The sequence below is a fragment of the Schaalia cardiffensis F0333 genome (assembly GCF_005886435.1).
Lineage (GTDB): Bacteria > Actinomycetota > Actinomycetes > Actinomycetales > Actinomycetaceae > Pauljensenia > Pauljensenia cardiffensis.
The window spans coordinates 301669-320089 of the sequence record NZ_CP040505.1 but is presented as its reverse complement, the minus strand read 5'-3'; the positions used below and the strand labels follow the sequence as shown (position 1 = coordinate 320089).

Below are 18421 nucleotides of genomic sequence, written 5' to 3'. Positions count from 1 at the left end.
GGCTCAGCCCCGAGAATGTTCGAAAAGGCAACAACGAAGAGGAGCGCGGGCAATTCTCCGACAAGCGGCAGAGATTGAAGCGAATGAAAACCGAGCCCGAACGAACGGGAAGCAAGGAAGACGGAAAGAAAGCAACGGCCCTTCTTCCACCTCGTGTCTCTTCCACTTCATTTTGCCACCAGGGTTAGTCGTCCTCGTCACGCTGCACCAGGATCCGTCATCCTCGTCACGCCTTCACCAGGATCAGTCGTCCTCGTCACGCTGCACCAGGATCCGTCATCCTCGTCACGCCTTCACCAGGATCAGTCGTCCTCGTCACGCCTCCACCAGGATCAGTCGTCCTCGGCAAGAATCCGCGAGCGCACGAGCCCGCCCTCGGGAAGCGATTCGCGGTCGATTGAAAAGCAGAGGTGATCCGCCCACGCGCCGTTGATATGCATGAAACGAGGACGCAGCCCCTCTTCCCTCAAGCCAAGGCGCCGACACACTCCAAGGGATCGTTCGTTCTCGGGACACACATCGACTTCAACGCGATGAAGCCCAAGTTCCCCGATGACCAGATCAATGACCATCGCGCTTCCAAGAGCTCCCAGTCCACGACCGACAAAGTCACGCGCAAGCCAATATCCGAGCATCCCCTGAGACATCGCTCCCCAGACCACGTTCGACACGGAGAACTGACCGGCAAGGACACCATCAACCTCGCACGCCAGAATGAGGGCTCGCCCGCGCTTTTGTTCTCGGTCGATTCTTCGCGCGTACTCCCCCAGGTCCGGGATGGGCTCATCGCTTTCGGGCGGCATGCTCGCTTCCCAACGGCGCAGCCATTGCGCATTGTCCTGTCTGAGCGCATCGATGCGGAAGTGGTCCCTTCCCCAGGCCGGGCGGATAAGGACAGAGTCGATCCTCCGCGTTTCTCGGGACGAGGGCGCCCCTTCTACTCCCGGGCGCGAGTCGACTACTCCCAAGCGAAAGTCGACGTGTTCTGAAGCTTCAGGAGGCAACGGCCTCGGGGCGTGCAAGAGTCCTTGCCCCAGCGGGTCAAAGACTTCGAGGCGGAGCGCATCAAGAGGGCGCCCCCAGACTCGAGCGAAGGGACGCAAGAAGAAGTCAAGCTTCATCTCCACCTCCGACTACAACACTTTCACAGGCCCGCGCCCACGTGACGCCAGGAAGGAAAGCTGATCCGAAGCGGGCACGATGCCATGAACGAGCCCGCGCCCATATGACACCAGGAAGGAAAGGGACGAGGCCGCTTCGTCGATGCCGACAATTCAGGCTCGCACTCTTTAGAGCACAGCATCCGGCGGCTTGGCTCCTGCGCCTCACACAATGCCCACAAACACACTGCGTAAAAACACGCGGCCCCCTCATTCGAGCACGAGGCATTGCAGCATGTCGCCGACACGCACATTCGTCGTCGCCTCAGGCACGACCGCGAGCGCGTTCGACTCGGCGAGCGCGGAGAGGAGAAGCGACGCGGGTGCCCCCATAACCTTCGCCTGATAGCCATTCCTCGGGTCACCGACGAGACGCACCCGAACGAACTCGCGCCGTCCTCTGGGTGAATACCAGGCGCGGTCGACCGCGGCCTTCACTGAAGGACGAGTGAGCTGCGTCCACCCCTGCATGTGACGCAGGGCCGGACGGACGAACACCTCGAAACACACCTGCGCGGACACCGGATCGCCAGGCAGACAAAAGATCGGGATACCATTCTTACCGTCCTCGTCCCCACCGACGGTGCCGACACCGAGGATATGCCCGGGCCAGGCGGCGACGTTATCGAAACGAACGGTGCCAAGGACGGAAAGGACCTCACGGACCGTGTCCCCTGAGCCGTAGGAGATACCCCCGGTCGTGAGGACCAAATCTGCTCGCACGAGCTGGTCTTCAATGGTCTCGCGGAGAAGATGGGGTTCATCCGGGACGGCGGCAACCCGGAAAGTTTGCGCACCGGCATCGGCAACTGCGGTCGACAGGGCATGCCCGTTCGCATCGAAAACGGTGCCCGGGCGGGCTTTCGAGCCCGGTTCAACGATCTCGTCGCCAATTGAGAGGATGACGATCCGTGGGCGCGGGTGGACGAGAACGCGCGAGCGGCCGACTCCCGCGAGGAGTGCGACTTGGCGTGCGCCGACCCGCGTGCCCTTGCGCAAGACGACCTCACCGCGTTCAACGTCCTCAGCGCGACGACGAATGTTCTCACCAATGGCAGGCTGGGTGCGCACACGCACCTTCGCGAGGCCACGATCCGTGAAGTCCAAGGCGATGACCGAGTCCGAGCCTGCGGGCATCGGCGCCCCCGATGCAATGCGGATCGCAGAACCCGGGACGAGAGCGGCAGGGTTGACGTCTCCGGCGCGGATCTCCTCCGTGACGGGCAGCTCGACCTCCTCCTTGGGGCGAGCTCCCACGAGGTCCTCGGATCGAACCGCGTAGCCGTCGCAGGCGGCGAGGTCGGCGACTGGCAGGTCGAAGGGCGCTTCAACGTCTTCTGCGAGGACGCAGGAGACAGCGTCGGCGAGTTGAACCTCCAGAGGGGGCTGCTGGCCGACTGCTGCGAGACAGTCCTGGTAGAAATCGGCGACGGTCCTCATCGAGCTCCATCCAATTCGTTCTCAAGGAAGGCGCGCAGCTCCGCGCCCAATTCCGGGTTCTCGAGGGCGAAGGCAATAGTCGCCTTGAGGTATCCGAGCTTGTCACCCGTGTCGAAGCGACGCTCGTCAATGACGACGCCGTACACGCCACCACCCTCTTCAGCGGGCAGATCAATCATCTTCGCGTAGCCGTCGGTGAGTTGGTACTCGTTATTCGCTCCCGGTTCGATGGTTTCGAGCGCGTCAAACACGGCGGCGTCCAAAACGTAGCGGCCAATGACGGCGTATTCGGACTTCACATCCTCCAGCTTCGGCTTCTCGACGACCTCGTCGATGCGCACGAGCGCGCCCTGAGCGAGCTGCACTCCCTCGGGAATGTCGATGGGGGTGCAGGCGACGGAGGCGTAGGCGGTCGCCTGCTCACGAGTGACTTTCGTGAGGGCGATGACGCTGCCGCCGAGGGCTGCGCGCACTTCGATCATGCGGCGCAGGAGCTGAGCGCCGGGCTCCATGAGGTCGTCGGGCAGCATGACGACGAAGGGCGCGTCTCCCACATGGGCCTTCGCCTGAAGGATCGCGTGGCCGAGCCCCAGCGGATGTCCTTGGCGGACCGAGTGAACGCCAGGCAGCTCTTGATAGTCCTTGACGAGGGCGAGAAAAGCGTCCTTCCCGGATTTCTCAAGCTCGGACTCCAGAGCAGGATCGGCATCGAAGTAGTCTTCGATTGACTGTTTTCCGGCGCGCGTGATGAAGAGAACATCTTCGAGGCCAGCATCGTGCAGCTCACGCATGATGTAGTCGATGGCGGGCCGGTCAACGATCGGCAGCATCTCCTTCGGGACTGCTTTCGTAACCGGGAGGAACCGCGTGCCGCGTCCCGCTGCTGGGATCACCGCGTGGGCGACGGGGGGCTTCTGCTCTGTCATGATGACCACACTAGCGAGGAGGAAGGAGAATCTGCGTGTGCGACGAGCGTAAACAGGCGATCCGTCAACAGGCCCGTTCGAAGCGACATGAGCGTCGAGAACACGAATTGGCAGCTCGCGGCCTTGAAACCGGGGCTGGTAAGGGGCCCTTCTCCCCTGCTGAGTCGTTGCCCTGCGAGATTCACCCGGAGGGCCCTGCTCTGATGGAAGCCTGGAGGGGGCTCCTCCGCTCCCTTTGCCTGACCTATGCCGATCTTCTTCCCGCTTTGTTCCTGCCCACTCCTACAGAGCCCGATATTCGTCTGCTCTTCAGCGCCGTTTCCCATTGTCTTGTGCCAGCCCTCGTCGGAGAGGACGGGTGTCGCTTGCCCGATCCGGCGTGGGTGATGTGGGACGCGCCTTCCGTGGAGGCTCTGCCACGTCCGCTCGAGATCCTGGGTGCACCGATGAGCCCTGAGGTTCTGCGACAAGCAGATATTATTCTCCTTCCCGCGCTCGCGGTCGACGAGGACGGGACTCGGATCGGTCAAGGCGGAGGGTGGTACGACCGTGCGCTCAAGCATGCGCGTCCCGGAGCCCCGATTGTCGCTGTGATCTTCGATGATGAGTGGAGCGCTCAGCCTCTGCCTCGTCTGTCTCATGATGTCTGCGTTGACGCAGTTGTGACTCCCAGTGGGTTCAGGATTCTTACAAGCGATTTGTCCTTTGCTTGAGAGTTTGTTTTCGCGCTTGTCGGGGCCGGTTTTCTTTCGCGTCAGGCCCCTTCTTCACGCCTCGTTTTCGCAGACTTACCTCTTGTCATCCACAAGCCCCCATTGCCCCTTCACTATTCACAGCTGCACCGATGCACGCTCGTCGATTGGGCATGAGCATTCTTCAATGGGGCCATGCCTTCTTCTTTTCGCCGTCTCGCGCCCACTGTCCTGCTCATCCTCGCCTTAGTCATGGCCCTGGGTGCTCTGATCGTGGGATTCCTGCCCGCTCGAGGCCATCATCCGGTCCTCGTCCTTTCACGCAACCTTTCGAAAGGGGATGCCTTCGGCCCCGAGGCCGTGCGAAAGCTCGAGGTACCCGACGAACTGTTTCCCGCAGACGCTCTCGCTCCGGGAACACCCCTGCCGGACACATGGCCGTCCGAACCGGTGAAAGCGGGAACGATCCTGAGCGAATCTGTGCTTGCGGGCTCCGCTTTAGGCCGGGAATTAGCGCCGGATGAATCCCTCGTCACCCTCATGTTCGATCAGTCACGCCTGCCCCCTGTAGAAGCCGGTGACGTGGCGGATCTGTGGGCTCTTTCAGGGGAGTGTGATCAATCCGGCTGTGCTTCTCGAAGAGTCGCGACGAATGCTCGCATATCCTCGATTTCGGTCAAAGACGCCCCAGCTTGGGATTCGTCGACGAGTGTCCGCCTTGACCTGATCATCAAGTCAACGCAAGTCGAATCGCTGCTCGGATATTCCGGAGCTGGGGCACTCAGCCTCGCATTGAGTTCATCTCACAAGGGATAGCGGGGCATCCCGCTGAGGAGAACACAATGATTCAGGGTTTCAAGGAATTCATTTCGAAGGGCAATGTGCTCGATCTTGCCGTCGCTGTCATCATCGGTGCGAGCTTCACCCCAATCGTCAAGTCGGTGACCGATGTCATCATGGGCATCATCGGCGCCGTTGTCGGCCAGCCGAACTTCGATTCGGTCCTCCAGTTCTCAATCAACGGCTCGGATCCGATTCAGCCGGGAACCATTATCACCGCGATTGTGAACTTCCTTCTCGTGGCCTTCGCCCTCTATTTCGCAATCGTCGTGCCGATGAACGCGCTCAAGAAGCGCAGGGCCAAGGAAGAGGCCGAAAAGGCCGAGGAGCCCTCAGAGGACGTCAAGCTCCTCGGCGAAATCCGTGACCTGCTCGCCGAGAAGAACTGATTCTTCTCAATGGAGTAGCGCCCCGGGCGGCGCGACTCAAGGAGAAAGCCATAAGGGGCCTCGCACTCTCAGGTGCGGGCCCCTTCGCATCGAAGAGGGAAGAGATTGAAAGGTCTTCTCGTATGCACGGGACCGAAGCACGCTGGACGGTGAATAGCGTGAGTGCGTGATTGGAGGAGCCCACGCGCACGGACGGGAATCAGCGCCCGCCAAGGTGAAGGTCGGCGGCCAGGTCAGGAGCCCATGCCCACGGACGGGGACGCGGCTCTTCGAGTTCCTTGATGCGCTGCAGGTGATCGGAACCCACGCGCACCGGCGGGGACGAGGCGGAACCACGAAACCCCGTATCGCCTACGCAGGGAACCCACGCGCGCCGGCGGGGACGAGAGAATGCTCCTCGTGGTGCTCCCCGGTACAACACACGCGCATGCCGGATTCACAGGCTCCCAGCATCCGAATCACAGTAGGAACGTTCGACTCACATTGGGAGCATCCGAGTCACGTTCCCGGCGTCCGAGTCATGCGGAGAGTCTTTGAGGCATTCAGGCGCGGGCTTGCGCATGCGGGGGCACATTCTCCATGAGACGCCGATCATTCGCCCCGTCCCCACGATCGGGTGAATCGCGCATTGAACCAGGACGAATATCTGCGTCCGTCACCCGGTCCTCCCACGAGGGGGCGAGTCCCTTGTCAATCAGGTGCTGGTCAACATCTGATACGAAGGTGGCGACACGGCGGCGCCTCCCCCGCCTTGCACCTGCACCCCGGCTTTCGTCAGAAACACGGTTCTTGCAAGCATCAGCCTCACTCTGGCCGGCTTCGTCTCCGCTGTGGAGCTCCTCGCTCATCATTCCTCCGCCTGCACAGCGCCCTCCGCGGCCCCGGCCTCGTCCCCCGTCTCCTTGGCGACAGTGGCCGCAGCTTCAGTCCTTCGCACGACATTGCCGAGAACCGCGTCGGATTGGAAACCCCTGCGTGTAATCCCCAGGGCCTCACGAAGCTCCTCAACGGTTTCCTCGCGAGTTCGTTCAATTCCGTCCGAACGCACCCATTGCGCCATCTCGTCGAGCTGATCATCCGAATAGGCGGCGAGCGGCAGGCCGGAAGCAATCGCAGGACGCGGCCCCCGGTTGGAGGGCGGAGCCTGCTGAGTGATCACTTCGAGCATGCCGGTGTTGAACACATCGGCACGCTCTCGAGCGTCACTCGTAGCTGCAACCAGCTCATCAAGAGCCGTCTCCCCAGTCCCCTCCTCAGCATTCCAGGCAGCTGAATACTCTGCGGCTTCGCCCCAAGCGCCATCTTCGAGCCCTGGGTCGCCTACGACGAGCGCAGCAGAAGACTTCCCCGCGAATTCGTCCCCATTCGCCCCTTCGAGGAAATACTCGGAGTCGGACTCGAAGTCGATGCTGTCAGGGACCTGAGTCAGGGGAACGAAGGGACCGTTGATCTCATCAACCGCGTCAAGGACGAGCTCGACAATCGTGTCCGCCTCCTTCGCGGGATCAATGAAAACCGCCATAGACAAGGCGGTGTGGACTTTCCACCCCTGAGCCTCGAGCATCGCCGGCCACATCCGGTCCCGAACTCGCAAGGAGGGCTCTGCAACGTAAGCGTCGTCATCGGTGAGAATCGCGACGAGCAGACGGCCAGGAACCTCTGGGTGGCCGATCGCGAGGGGAATGCGCATCCCACCGGGAATGCCGATGTTCGGAACGACCTCCAAGCCCATGCCGTACAGGCGATCCGCCAGATCGACGAGGAGACGATCCGGCTCTACTTCGAGAACAGGCCAGGCGCCGCTGCCCACACCTGACTGTCCCTCGGCGATCTCAAGGAGCTCGACGAGCATATGAGCACCCTCGGCCTTCAGACGACTCCGATCAATCTCTGAGGCTCTGATCGAGGATACGAGGATGAGATCACCGCGCACCGAGCGCAACACGTCCGACATGACCTTGACGCCCTCGGGAGTGGAGAACTCACCGAAATCGTGAACGACTCTTCCGTGCGGGGTCTTCGCAAAGCCAACGGCCACGATGATGCAGTCGCGGGCGAGTCCACGCGCTTCTGCTGGGTCCACAACAAGGAAAGGCTGAGCCGAGGTCGCGTCGAAGAAGTCACCCAAGCCAGGTTCACTCGCCCTCGTCCTCATGATTGCGTGACGGATCCGCTCCGCGTGGCGCGCATTCAGAGCGATGACCGCCAAGGAACGCTCAGGCTGCTCAACCGCATGGGCGACGACGAGTTCCACGACCGCATTGACTTCCGCCGAGGTCGACTCGATCGCGTGAGAGCCGGGGGCGGGCATTCCCGTGCCCTCGCACCACACGGCGGTGACCGGAGCAGAAGCGGCCGTCCAAGGAACCGGGACGCCCGTGTGGTCAACGCCGTGGCGCGCCAAGAGCAGGGCGACCTGATCGTTGAGGCGAGTCGGGGTCACATCCATCCGAGTCTTCGGCAGGACCGTCGTCAAAATCGCGGAAGCCCCCTCCTCGCTGCCCGCCGACAGGTCGGCGAGCACGACGACCTGTCGGGCGCGCGCAATGATCGGCACAAGCTCGGCGAGCGGCAAACCATCGATATCGTCGAGGATGAGCAGGTCGACGTGGTGGCCCGGGCGGACGATCTTCGGGACGAGTGTCGGCACTGTGAAGACCACTGGCACGAGCAGACGCACGAGCGGCACCGAGGTCAACACCTCAAGTGCAGAATCGAAGCGGCTGCACAATTGCGTGATAGTTGTCTTCTGGTCTGGCCGGGTCGCCGTTGCTTGCAGGCGCAGTCGGCGCAACTGGTCGAGGGCCTGTGGAGCCAATGATTGGACTTGGAGAGCATCCAAGGAACGCCCAGCGGCGAGAGCCTCTTCGAGGTGGGCCGGATCATAACCGCCGAGTTCCGGCTCACTCGCCAGCATGAGGCCAAGGATCGACGCCCACCACGCGAGGTCCAGTTCTGAATCGATGAGTTTCGTTTTGACGTGGCGTTCCCGCAGATCATTGACGAGGGCGGAAAGGCCCGCCTCCGAGAGGTGTTTGAGGACCTCGACTCTCTTAGGCAGTTCCCGTGCGCCCTTGGGGTCCGCATCGAGGGCTTCGAGCCTGTTCGTAAGATCCTCGATCGACATGCTGGTGAAGTCTCGATGCACGGTGGAAAACGCCGGTGCGAGAGCCTTCAGATCAGCGAGGACAGATTCGGTGAGTTCGCGGGTCTCGTCGAGGCGCTGCGGGAGAATCGGCCAGCCCTCGTCAGCAGCGTAGGCGCGCCACGCATCGCGGTGTTCTTGGACTGTGATGAGTGCGGAATGCAAGTCCTCAATGTGCGTTCCGGGACGCACGAAATCTTGAGCACGTTTGACCAGGCGAACGCGCTCGGAGCGTTTCATGGAGATGCCGTGGGCGGTGCGCCACTGTTTCGGCGCGGTCGCGATCACCATGTCTGCGGCAGAGCGTTCGAAGACTTGGGGGAGGAAAACATCGAGCACGTCGCGCACGCCCTCGAACATGGCGAGTTGGTCTCGCCATTCACTCAGTGTTGTCGCTTCAGCAATATCGGCTTCAGCGGCGACTGCTCTCATCTGCTGGTGGAGCTTGGGCAGAGTATCCTTCGCGAGGCGGTGGATACGTTCAAGGACATCAGGGACCTGCTCCTCAGAACCAATGACGACCCCTTTCCACGCGGTGTGCGCGGCGGAACGGGAGAAGATCCCGAGTGCAGCAGCCTTATGGAGGAGCTCGCGCGCGTATGCCCCCTGGTCAGCGGCGATCGCCAGGAGAATCTCTTCGCGCAAACGTACACGCGTCTTGGGAGCTGGATGCGCGGCAGTCAAGTCGGTGAGGACTTGCAGGGCGTTGTAGGCGCTGACCCCGAAAACGCCGAAGGGACGGTGCAGGGAGCTTGTGTACGAGGACAGGCCCTCACGGACGTCGCGAAGACGAGTGCGCATTTCGTCGACTTCACGAGGATCCGTGACGGAGGTGGTATCACTCAGTGCTGAACGCAAGAGCGCACGTAGTTCCTCACCGGAGGCGGTCGTCCCGTCAATGCGCGTCGCCACCTCCGCTAGGCCGAGTTCACGCAGGCGGTCTTCGGCGCGAGTTGTCCGTGAGGGGGAGCCGCCGATGTGAATGGTCTGACGGCCAGAGGCGGCTGCATCTGCGAGGATCGCGCCAACGAGGGCTGTATCGTCTGCACCGTGGGGGACGTCGACGACGAAGGAACGGCCTTCGGCGACCGCTTCAACGACGTCGAGCTGACGGGGGGTGAGATCCCCGGCGCCGCGCTCGCGCCACGGATCGCGATCTTTCGGATCTGAAGCTTTGAGGGGCTTGAGGGTTTGAGTACGCGCCTCTTCTTCTCCTGCGAGCGCCCGCACGATCGGGGAGGCGAGCAGATGCTCAGAATGTTCGTATTCGCGTTGAAGTTCTGAGGCAGGGTGTTCGAAAATCCCGAGCACGAGCTCATCTCTGAGTTCAAAGCGCTCGAGGACGGATGCGCTCACGCGCAGTTCAGACAGGGCTCTGGAGGAAGAGAATCCATGCTGGGTGCTGGCCCTCGCAACGAGGTCCTCGGCTTCGATGTGCACTCCGCGTCTGGCGAGGGCGGAAGCCAGGAGCGGATCGAGGGCGTAGCCGGGCAGGAGGGTGATCGTGATATCCGCGCCGTTCTCGCTGAGGCGCGCCGTGCGCAATAGGGCGGCTGAGGATTGGGCGCGTCCTGCTTCGAACCAGCGGGCGTGACCGATCGCCATGTGGATGATGCCGACGCCGTGACGCGCGGTGAGTTCATGTGAACGCGCGATGATGGTCCGAGCCCGTTCGACTGCCCGCTGGTGGGATGTCGGCTCACGGATGAGGAGTGACAGGCGCGTCGGATGATCCGTGTAGAGCTGGGCGAGACCACCCGGATGCGGTTGGTTCATGGTCAGACGCGGAGCATCTTCACCGTCGATGCGTGTCAGGCGCGCGAGTTGGTTCTTCCAGTCCCCAAGAGCGTCATCAAGCTTCGCGTGCGGAGCCGATGCGACAGCCTCAACAGGGGTTGGGTCCGCGAACTCCGAAGATGTGTTCTTCGGATGACGAGAGAAGAAACCATTAGCCACGCTCCCACGCTACCGGGGGAAGCGTGAACCTTCCGGGAGGCGCAAGCGTGATCTGCGGATCGCTGCCCTACTTCAAGTGAAGCTGAGGTGTTCACGCTCTGCTGTAAGGGTTTGGGCGTATCTGCCAAGGGTGCGCAGATGACGAGACGGCGCCAGCCGTATTCAGCTGGCGCCGTCCCTTTTGTGTCCGGCATCCCGGATTCTTCACCGGGCATTTTGAGGTTTCGGTGCCCCCGAGACGATTCGAACGTCCGACACCCGCTTTAGGAGAGCGGCGGAGCGGATGCGAACCGAGGAATCAGGTCTCGCAGCAGTCGCTCTAGTGGCATCGCTACCGCGGCTCCACTCCTTCCACTGGTTTTTCACTGGTTTTCTGGAAGGACGAGCACGATGAACGAACCTAGACACCCGACGGTCGACGAAGTCGTTTCCTCACTGCAAGAGGTCTTCGCTCCTGGAGGGTTGAGCGTCCTGCCGGTCTTTGTCGATGACAGCCCTTGGGAGCCCACCATCGTGGAGCCAATCCGCGTCCAGGGGCGCATCGATCTGGCGGCAACGCTTGATGAGGCTCTGCCCTACTTCGGCACCGTCTGTGTGCTCGCCGTGGGATCCAACGGTGGACGGCGAACCTGTGACGGTCTCGTGCTCATCGGGCGGGAGATCGCGTTCATTCCGATTGCGGTGAGTCCTGGCTGGCTCCGTGGGGATCAGTAGGTCGCTATGGAACACGTTGGGCGCGATTCTCGGGCGGCGGCTCAGGCGAGCACCGCCCGCAGCGGAGCGAGGACGGCGCGCAGGCTGAGGGGCTGCCCGCGGGCGCGAAGCGCCCGCCTTGATCCAGTAAGGAAATTCTTCACGCATGGCCTCGGGATGAGGCGAGACGAGGAGTGGGCACGAGGGTCCAGAGACGCACCCTGGCTCGCATCTTCAAAGTCGCTTGTCACGCATTCCCCCATAAGAGGCGTTCTTAGGTGTGTAAGGGATCTACGGCACGAGCACAACCGAATACGAGAGGGGGCTTCGGCTTCGGCCACGGAAGGGAGGTATTGGGCATGGAGCCCGCAGATATGACGTGCATCACATGCATGTCACGTTCATGTGGTTCGGAGGGCTCTCTTCCGTATGTAAGGCCCTTTTGGGGCCAGTCGCACTGAGAACGAATAGGAGGTTGCAGATCTGAAGGTCACCGGCCTTCGGGAACCAACGTCAGAGCACCATTTCTAGACAGGCCGTCTTCCTAGTGAAGGCAAGAGGACCACCGACTTGGCGGTCCATCAGAAAAGGAGAACCAATCATGGTGAACATCAACCTCAAGAATCTGCCCGTCGATGCGAGCGTTCTGGGCACAGAGATTTGGGCGAAGCCGGGTCAGGTTCCGGCATTGACCGAGTTCCAACAGGACCGCAATGCGCCTGATGTACAGCGCAAGACGGATGAGGGGGTGCCGCTGTGGCGGCTGACCGCCTTCATCCTCGATCCGGAGACGACCGAGCGGAACTCGGTGACCACGATCAAGATCGCTTCCAAGACGCCGCCGGTTGTTCCGGCGCGTGGCGGATTCCCCCTTACTCGCGTCACCTTCGAGGGTCTGATGGCGACTCCGTGGATCTCTGATCGCGACGGGCGTTCTCGGATGCAGTACTCATTCACGGCAACGGGCGTTCACCCGGTGCCTGATGGTGCGCCTCAATCGGGTCGTGATGCGTCGTGAGAGGTACGTTCGTGTCCCTTGCTCGCGTTGTCGCGCTAGTGCTGGGAGTCTTTGCCCTTGGCCCGCCGATCCTCCTATTAGGAACTGGCATCCTCTGGATGGTCCTGAAGCTGCTCGATGCTGGGTGGCCTTGGTGGGACATGCTCGCCGTGGCACTGTGCATGGCGCTGCTGCGTTCTCCGCTTTGGAAGAGATTCCTTGAACGGCGTCGATTCCGGCGAGCTGTCCGCCAGATGACTTCCGGGTGGACTCGTGCTGCGTGGGCGGCTGGTGTCGTGCGCGCTGACGTGGTTCCTCTGCTTGAGGTGGAGACGGTAAGCGCCGATCTGAGCCACTGGGAGGGGCGTCTGATCCTTCCAGCAGGGATGGTCCCGGAGGATGTCTCTGCGCTTGCCGATCGCCTGGAGAGCGCCCTAGGTGCGGTGTCGGTCAGGGTGATGCGTCGCAGCGGGCCGTGTCCGGGCATCGTGATCGACTACGTACCGCGTTTGGTCACACCTGTTGCCCCCGGACCATTGGGGGGCCTGGCCGACCTCGCTTGCGTGCCGATCGGTGTCACCGTCGATGGCTCACCGTTCCTTCTGCGTCTGCGCGGCAGTCAGGTGCTCATCGCCGGGCAGTCGGGATCGGGGAAGGGCTCTTTCCTCTGGTCGATTCTTTGGGCCCTTGCCGAGCGGCTGCGTGACGGCTCGGTGCAGGTCTGGACGATCGACGCTAAAGGCGGTCTGGAGCTGGCTTCGGGACGCCCCTTGTTCGCTGAGTTTGCGACCTCGCCTAGCGGGGCTGCGGATCTTCTGGACAAGGCGGCGGCCGCGATGCGCCTTCGGGCTCGTGTCATGGCAGGGAGAAGCCGACTTCACGAGCCGACTCGGGAGAGTCCCCACGTCGTGATCCTCATCGATGAGCTTGCGGCCCTGACTGCCTACAACCGGGACAGCAAGGAGAGGAAGCGCATCGAAGCCGCATTGGGCGAGCTCCTGACACAAGGGCGCGCACTCGGCTTCACCGTGGTCGCCTGCGTTCAAGACCCATCGAAAGAGGTTCTCGGCCTCCGTCAGCTGTTTTTCGAGCGAGTTGCTCTGCGTCTTGCCGAGGGCTCACAGATCCCGATGGTTCTTGGGGCCGGCGCTCAGGCCGCCGGCGCGCGTCCGGACCTGATCCCCAACGATCGTCCCGGCATGGCGTATCTGGTGGCCGACAAGGCTGACGGCCCCGTCTTGGGCCGCGCCTTCTGGATCTCTGATCAGCACATCGAGTTTCTGACCGAACAGGCCGTGCCGACGCAAATCGCTGGCACCGACCTTGACCATACGAAGGAGACAATCTCATGAAGAAGACCAATCGCTTTGTGGCGTCCGCCGCGGCTCTGGTTCTCGTCGGGGCCGGTATCGTCGGCGCGGACTACGCGCTCACTGCTCACGATCGGAGCGTCTTTGCCGCTGGCGCGCGTGGCCTGGCGGAGGCCGTGTCCGATGCAGGATGCAATCTCGGCTTTGATCCTGCAACGGGTCTGCCGACGGATGGAGGTCGGATCGTCAGCGGATCGGAGGTGGTGACTGCATCCTCGGGGTGTAGCGCCGACATCTTCGACGCCTGGACGAGTCGGCGGCTTGCCGTTGAGTCCAATGGGGCGTGCGTGTCCGATTGGGCAGGCCATGCAGACTTGCGGAGGGCGTGTCTTCCGCAGTTGCGAGAGATCCGGCCGCATAGGGACTCGGTCCCGTTGACGGGACTGCGGGTGTACTCGCTGGGAGGTTCCCTGCTGGTGTTCCCCTGCGAGGTGAAGGAGGCCGCTCGGGGCTGCGAGGAGTGGTCCCGATGAGTGGCGTCAGCCCATTCGCGCTGCACCGCCTGCTCGGTCCCCACGTTCAAAGATGGACCCAGCAGGCGGCGCAGACCGGATACTGTTCGCATCCCGTAAGGCTTCGCGGCTACTCGATCCGGACGGATCGGGCTTCCGGCGAAGCTGTGTCCCAGTATGACACCTGCCGAGAACCTGATCGTGTGATGTACGTGCGATGTGGGGATCGTCGAGAGGACAGGTGCCCGTCGTGTGCGTTCACCTATGCGGGTGACGCCTGGCAACTGGCGTATGCGGGGCTTGTCGGGGGGCGCAAAGGTGTTCCTAGTGAGGTCCGGGAGCATCCCATGGTGTTTCTGACCCTCACTGCTCCCAGCTTCGGTGCGGTTCATCGGGCATGTCGGCCCGGAGAACAGTGTCACCTCAAGGCCGCTTCCGGGGTATGCCCTCACGGCGTGCCGAGACGATGCACAGCCTGCCATGATCCCGATTCGGAGATCGTGGGTATGCCTCTGTGCCCGGAGTGTTACGACTATGCGGGGCATGTGCTGTGGAACTGGTCGGCCCGAGACCTGTGGCATCGGTTCCCGACGGCTATGGTGCGTGCGCTCGCTTCGCTCTTGGGAGTGACGCAGCGGTCCCTCACTCCTGTGCTGAAGCTGCGCTTCCTGAAGGTCGTCGAGTTTCAGCGAAGGGGCGCGGTGCATCTTCATGTGGTTGTGCGGGCCGACGCTATTGCACAGGGCGTTGGGGCATGGTCTGACAGGGTCACCTCGGACTTGCTCGCCGAAGCCGCACGAATGAGTGCTGCCGGTGTGGAGGTCATGACGATACCGATCGACGAGGTAGACGAGCCTCGGCGGATTCGATTCGGAAGGCAAGTCGATGTGCAAGCCATCGGCGATGCGGCACATCAGCGCTCGCCTGAGCAGCTCGCCGCTTACTTGGCGAAGTACTCGACGAAGAGCGTCGGGGATTCTCCCGGGGGGCGGCAGAATGGCCACTTCTGTCGGCTGAGGGACTGTACTCGAGAGCTGGCTTCTCGCGCCGAGCTTGGAAGTCACCGTGATGAGTACGCCCATCTGAGGCGCTGCGCTCAGGAACTCGCATTCCGCGGACATGTTGTGTCGAAGTCACCAGACTTCTCAACGACGATGCGGGCATTGCGAGAAGCCCGAGCACGATACCGCCGGACGACCTATGGGGACGTGCTCATCGAGGATTCGGATGACTTCCTGACGGTGTCGGCCTTCGAGTTCGCCGGGATGGGCTGGTTGACCTCCATTGAGAAGGAACTCGTTGAAGCCGCCGGTGAGGCGAAGCGAGAACGGTCCAGAAAGCGACGATCTCGCTCTTCTACGAAGGAGGTGGTCTCCCATGCTTGCTGAAGCGCGACCTCTGTTCGTGAGGGTGCCGGTGGCCGCCCGGCTTCTCGGAATGCCTCCCTCGACCCTCTACAGGCTTGCGAGACGCGGAGATGTGCCGTCACGGCAGGTCGGGTCAGTCGTCTTGATTCCACGATGGTGGATCACAGAAGGGAGTGAGAGAGATGGCGCTCACTAGACGCGTTCGGCCATCGGGTGCTGTTCGCTGGGAGGTTCGGGTCTACTCTCATGGCCGGATCGCCGCACAGAAGACCTTTGAGCGCCGGGCGGAGGCGAAAGCCTGGGAGGCGGAACAGACCGCTCGGATTCGCAAGGGTACCTGGATCGATCCTCGGCGCGGTGAGGCCACGGTCGCTTCAGTGGCTGAGGCCTGGCAGCGATCTCGGGATCACTTGGCGCCTCGTAGTCAGGAGACCACGCGCTTCCTTCTCGATCGGGACATCCTCCCGGTCCTGGGGAAGCGGCCGGTCGCCTCGCTCACCGCCGCCGATGTCACAGACGTCCTGGAGCGGATGACGACTCGGGGGCTCTCAGTGAACACGCTCCGGCGCACTCTTTCGGTCCTTCGTTTGCTTCTTGACTATGCGGTCATGGACGAACGGATCGACGTGAATGTGGCACGGAAGGTAACGCCTCCGAAAGGAGCGACGGTCGTCGAGCCTCACTGGCTGACCGTTGGGCAGCTCGGTGCACTTGCGAGCTCGGTTCCGGCACATTGCCGCGTGGTGGTCCTTGCACTGGGGCTCATGGGCCTTCGCTTCTCGGAGATGGCCGGACTCCAGGTGAGAGACGCCATCCTGACGAAGCACGGTTGGGCGTTGAGGGTGCACCGCCCGATCACCGAATCGCGCGTGACGAGTCGGCTCATCGAAGGGCCTCCGAAGAACCGGCACAGTCGGACCGTTCCAGTTCCTTCTGCGCTCGTGGAGTACGTGGAGGGGCGGTGCCGCGCGGCACCACCAGACGCCCCACTGTTTCCCACCAGACGAGGAAGCATATGGAGGGGCAATAACTTCCGGCGTGCGTGTCATTGGAAGGAGACGACGGAGGCAATCGGGGTGCCAGGGCTTCGGCTTCACGATCTGCGCCATACGGCGGCGAGCTTGCTCATCGCATCAGGTGCCGACATCAAGGCGACTCAGCGGATCCTCGGCCACCGAAGTGCTCAGATGACGGTAGATCTGTACGGCCATTTGATCGACGCTCACTTGTGGACGGCGGTCGATTGCCTGCCTAGCATTGACAGTGGAAGGGGGTTATAGGACAAAATGTGTTGGTCGGGTCTAGTCCCAGTCGGTGCGGTAGGGGCTGTGGTGGTGGAGTTCATGCCAGGCGATGGCGTCTCCCCATTGGGGGATGATGCCGGCGGCGGGGTGGTCGCGTGAGGCCTGTTGCCAGGCCTGTTCGATCTGGGTGTCGGTGGGCATGACTTTCAGGATCTGAGCGGCCGACAAGGGGTGCTCCGTGTGCATGTAGCACCACCAGAAGATCGCCTTGATCCTGCGCGTGAGCCGCATACCCCGGTGGTCGCGCAGCATTTGGCGCAGGGGCGCGTTCGTGGCTCCTTCGATCTGGTTGTTCATCGCCGGCATCGCCTGCCCCCAGGTGGGGTCGCAGAACGTGAACAACACACCCCTCGCCAGTAGCCGGTTCAGGCTGTTACGGGCGCGCACGAGCCGCTCATGCGTGTACTCCCACCCGCCATCGTCTCTGGGTGTCTTCTCGGCGAGGAACGCCTCCCACCGCTCACACCACCCCCTGTAGTCCTCCACCCACGCCTCGGCCTGCGGAAGATCCGTGACGCGAATGAGCTGCTTGCCCAGGGCGTACAGCTCTTTGGACGCAGGCAGCTTCGGACGGGTCGTTGTCGCTTCCTTCACCTTCGAAAACGCGTGAAACGTGCACCGCTGCACCCGCGAATCCGGCCAGATCTTCTTACGCGCCTTCTCGAACCCACTCCCCCCATCGGTCACCACCAGCTCCGGAGGGGCGATCCTGCTCATGAGGGCCTCCCAGGCGCGCGAGTTCTCCGTCCTGGCCACATACCAGCCCACCACATGCTCACGCGTCTGAGCGATCACCACGACCGCCTTGCGGCCCAGATGAATCCCGTCAACGAACACGACCTCGTGCACCTCATCGACCACGGGAGCGAAAGGCCAGACCTCCCACAGGTGCTGGCACCGCCGCCGAAACGACCGCCCACCCCCAGGCATATCCGCCTGACGGGCCCCGCTGAGCAACCAGGAAAGGAACTCGCCCAGGTGCTTGGCCGACGCGTCAATCTCATTCAGACCGGTGACATTGCAGGCCGTACACCTCCACCGCTGCCGTCCAGCTGACGTCTTCCCATGACGCGTCATCCGACCACCACACACAGGGCACGAAGCAGTATTCACCCCGAGAGGCAAACACACCCAACTAAAACCCGGACTTTCCCGCACCACAGAGCCGAAAAACCCCGATCAGACCAACACATTCTGTCCACCCTCATAGTTGGCCGCCACCAACTAAAACCCAGACCTTCCCGCACCAGCACAACGAAAAGTCCCAGTCAGACCAACACGAGGTGTCCTTTAACCCGTGGAAGGAGCGGTGAATCGTGATTCCCACTCTCCGCCCACTGGTTTTTCACTGGTTCGCGGCTCACGGACTGCGCAAAGCGCGGTCCCGCAGGCCGCCAGAAACGGCGAGATCCTGCGGGACCGCGGATGTGCCCCCGAGACGATTCGAACGTCCGACACCCGCTTTAGGAGAGCGGTGCTCTATCCCCTGAGCTACGAGGGCCCGCCCGGCGTTGCCGAGCCCGCTTACTCTATCAGTCCCAAGGATCGAGGGCGAAGCCCACTGTCGCCCTTTCCCAAGACCGGTACATCCGCGTTCTTTTCGTGCTGATTACCAGTGCCGAGAGCTGAGGCGTGTGCTCCCCCGCATTTTCTCCACAGTCACGCTTTTCCCGGCATCTCAAAGCGCAGG

16 protein-coding genes and 1 tRNA gene are annotated in these 18421 nt (G+C 62.4%); 10 read left to right on the top strand and 7 right to left on the bottom strand.

The window, feature by feature from the left end:
* Positions 1-332: 332 nt before the first annotated feature.
* From FFA61_RS01260 to FFA61_RS01250, 3 genes are all read right to left on the bottom strand, one after another.
* Complete coding sequence (locus tag FFA61_RS01260; RefSeq protein WP_005962294.1) at positions 333-1121, bottom strand: GNAT family N-acetyltransferase; 789 nt, start codon at positions 1119-1121, stop codon at positions 333-335.
* A 249-nt stretch (positions 1122-1370) separates the two neighbouring features.
* A complete protein-coding gene (locus tag FFA61_RS01255; protein ID WP_005962295.1) occupies positions 1371-2600 on the bottom strand; it encodes a molybdopterin molybdotransferase MoeA in 1230 nt (409 codons plus the stop codon).
* Positions 2597-3526, bottom strand: a complete 930-nt coding sequence (locus FFA61_RS01250; RefSeq protein WP_005962296.1) for a UTP--glucose-1-phosphate uridylyltransferase — start codon at positions 3524-3526, stop codon at positions 2597-2599. The genes FFA61_RS01255 and FFA61_RS01250 overlap by 4 nt, the downstream gene beginning before the upstream one ends.
* A 35-nt stretch (positions 3527-3561) precedes the next feature.
* Here FFA61_RS01250 and FFA61_RS01245 point away from each other — a divergent pair, with 35 nt between their 5' ends.
* The 3 genes from FFA61_RS01245 to mscL all read left to right on the top strand — a co-directional run bounded on the left by FFA61_RS01245 (position 3562) and on the right by mscL (position 5447).
* A complete protein-coding gene (locus FFA61_RS01245) occupies positions 3562-4239 on the top strand; it encodes a 5-formyltetrahydrofolate cyclo-ligase (protein WP_005962297.1) in 678 nt (225 codons plus the stop codon).
* Positions 4240-4413: 174 nt separating this feature from the next.
* Positions 4414-5034, top strand: coding sequence for a CpaB family protein (locus FFA61_RS01240; RefSeq protein ID WP_005962298.1), 621 nt, complete (start codon positions 4414-4416; stop codon positions 5032-5034).
* Positions 5035-5060: 26 nt separating this feature from the next.
* The gene (mscL, locus tag FFA61_RS01235; RefSeq protein ID WP_005962299.1) at positions 5061-5447 is read left to right on the top strand and encodes a large conductance mechanosensitive channel protein MscL; all 387 of its coding nucleotides are present in this window, start codon (positions 5061-5063) and stop codon (positions 5445-5447) included.
* A 542-nt stretch (positions 5448-5989) separates the two neighbouring features.
* Here the strand turns inward: mscL and FFA61_RS01230 are convergent.
* Entirely contained in the window at positions 5990-6145 is a 156-nt protein-coding gene (locus FFA61_RS01230) for a hypothetical protein (RefSeq protein WP_040313766.1), read from the bottom strand.
* Positions 6146-6294: 149 nt separating this feature from the next.
* Positions 6295-10548: a PDDEXK-like endonuclease domain-containing protein gene (locus tag FFA61_RS01225; RefSeq protein WP_005962301.1), complete on the bottom strand. Its 4254-nt coding sequence runs from the start codon at positions 10546-10548 to the stop codon at positions 6295-6297.
* 390 nt (positions 10549-10938) lie between these two features.
* Between FFA61_RS01225 and FFA61_RS01220 the strand changes: the two genes are divergently transcribed.
* The 7 genes from FFA61_RS01220 to FFA61_RS01190 all read left to right on the top strand — a co-directional run bounded on the left by FFA61_RS01220 (position 10939) and on the right by FFA61_RS01190 (position 16707).
* The gene (locus FFA61_RS01220; RefSeq protein ID WP_005962302.1) at positions 10939-11262 is read left to right on the top strand and encodes a hypothetical protein; all 324 of its coding nucleotides are present in this window, start codon (positions 10939-10941) and stop codon (positions 11260-11262) included.
* Between the two features lie 580 nt (positions 11263-11842).
* Positions 11843-12259, top strand: coding sequence for a type 2 periplasmic-binding domain-containing protein (locus FFA61_RS01215; protein ID WP_005962303.1), 417 nt, complete (start codon positions 11843-11845; stop codon positions 12257-12259).
* A 98-nt stretch (positions 12260-12357) separates the two neighbouring features.
* Positions 12358-13590, top strand: a complete 1233-nt coding sequence (locus tag FFA61_RS01210; RefSeq protein ID WP_051057801.1) for an FtsK/SpoIIIE domain-containing protein — start codon at positions 12358-12360, stop codon at positions 13588-13590.
* Positions 13587-14081: a hypothetical protein gene (locus FFA61_RS01205; protein ID WP_005962305.1), complete on the top strand. Its 495-nt coding sequence runs from the start codon at positions 13587-13589 to the stop codon at positions 14079-14081. Before FFA61_RS01210 ends, FFA61_RS01205 begins: the two co-directional genes overlap by 4 nt.
* The gene (locus FFA61_RS09530; protein ID WP_341271098.1) at positions 14078-15448 is read left to right on the top strand and encodes a replication initiator; all 1371 of its coding nucleotides are present in this window, start codon (positions 14078-14080) and stop codon (positions 15446-15448) included. The genes FFA61_RS01205 and FFA61_RS09530 overlap by 4 nt, the downstream gene beginning before the upstream one ends.
* Positions 15438-15623 carry a helix-turn-helix domain-containing protein gene (locus FFA61_RS09565; RefSeq protein ID WP_040313546.1) on the top strand — a complete coding sequence of 62 codons (186 nt, stop codon included), beginning with the start codon at positions 15438-15440 and terminating at the stop codon, positions 15621-15623. The genes FFA61_RS09530 and FFA61_RS09565 overlap by 11 nt, the downstream gene beginning before the upstream one ends.
* Positions 15610-16707 (top strand): tyrosine-type recombinase/integrase, encoded by a 1098-nt coding sequence (locus tag FFA61_RS01190; RefSeq protein ID WP_138588742.1) that lies wholly within the window; start codon positions 15610-15612, stop codon positions 16705-16707. Before FFA61_RS09565 ends, FFA61_RS01190 begins: the two co-directional genes overlap by 14 nt.
* A 21-nt stretch (positions 16708-16728) precedes the next feature.
* Here the strand turns inward: FFA61_RS01190 and FFA61_RS01185 are convergent, their stop codons facing one another.
* Both FFA61_RS01185 and FFA61_RS01180 read right to left on the bottom strand, forming a co-directional pair.
* The gene (locus FFA61_RS01185) at positions 16729-17844 is read right to left on the bottom strand and encodes an IS1249 family transposase (RefSeq protein ID WP_040314467.1); all 1116 of its coding nucleotides are present in this window, start codon (positions 17842-17844) and stop codon (positions 16729-16731) included.
* Positions 17845-18159: 315 nt separating this feature from the next.
* Positions 18160-18232: transfer RNA gene (locus tag FFA61_RS01180), tRNA-Arg, on the bottom strand.
* Between the last annotated feature and the right edge of the window lie 189 nt (positions 18233-18421).

Bases quoted from the DNA above. Each gene is read 5' to 3' on its own strand.
- FFA61_RS01240 (WP_005962298.1), top strand. From the start codon at position 4,414: ATGCCTTCTTCTTTTCGCCGTCTCGCGCCCACTGTCCTGCTCATCCTC.
- FFA61_RS01215 (WP_005962303.1), top strand. From the start codon at position 11,843: ATGGTGAACATCAACCTCAAGAATCTGCCCGTCGATGCGAGCGTTCTG.
- FFA61_RS01250 (WP_005962296.1), bottom strand. From the start codon at position 3,526: ATGACAGAGCAGAAGCCCCCCGTCGCCCACGCGGTGATCCCAGCAGCG.
- FFA61_RS01255 (WP_005962295.1), bottom strand. From the start codon at position 2,600: ATGAGGACCGTCGCCGATTTCTACCAGGACTGTCTCGCAGCAGTCGGC.
- FFA61_RS01220 (WP_005962302.1), top strand. From the start codon at position 10,939: ATGAACGAACCTAGACACCCGACGGTCGACGAAGTCGTTTCCTCACTG.
- FFA61_RS09530 (WP_341271098.1), top strand. From the start codon at position 14,078: ATGAGTGGCGTCAGCCCATTCGCGCTGCACCGCCTGCTCGGTCCCCAC.
- FFA61_RS01190 (WP_138588742.1), top strand. From the start codon at position 15,610: ATGGCGCTCACTAGACGCGTTCGGCCATCGGGTGCTGTTCGCTGGGAG.
- FFA61_RS01205 (WP_005962305.1), top strand. From the start codon at position 13,587: ATGAAGAAGACCAATCGCTTTGTGGCGTCCGCCGCGGCTCTGGTTCTC.
- mscL (WP_005962299.1), top strand. From the start codon at position 5,061: ATGATTCAGGGTTTCAAGGAATTCATTTCGAAGGGCAATGTGCTCGAT.
- FFA61_RS01210 (WP_051057801.1), top strand. From the start codon at position 12,358: ATGGTCCTGAAGCTGCTCGATGCTGGGTGGCCTTGGTGGGACATGCTC.
- FFA61_RS09565 (WP_040313546.1), top strand. From the start codon at position 15,438: ATGCTTGCTGAAGCGCGACCTCTGTTCGTGAGGGTGCCGGTGGCCGCC.
- FFA61_RS01260 (WP_005962294.1), bottom strand. From the start codon at position 1,121: ATGAAGCTTGACTTCTTCTTGCGTCCCTTCGCTCGAGTCTGGGGGCGC.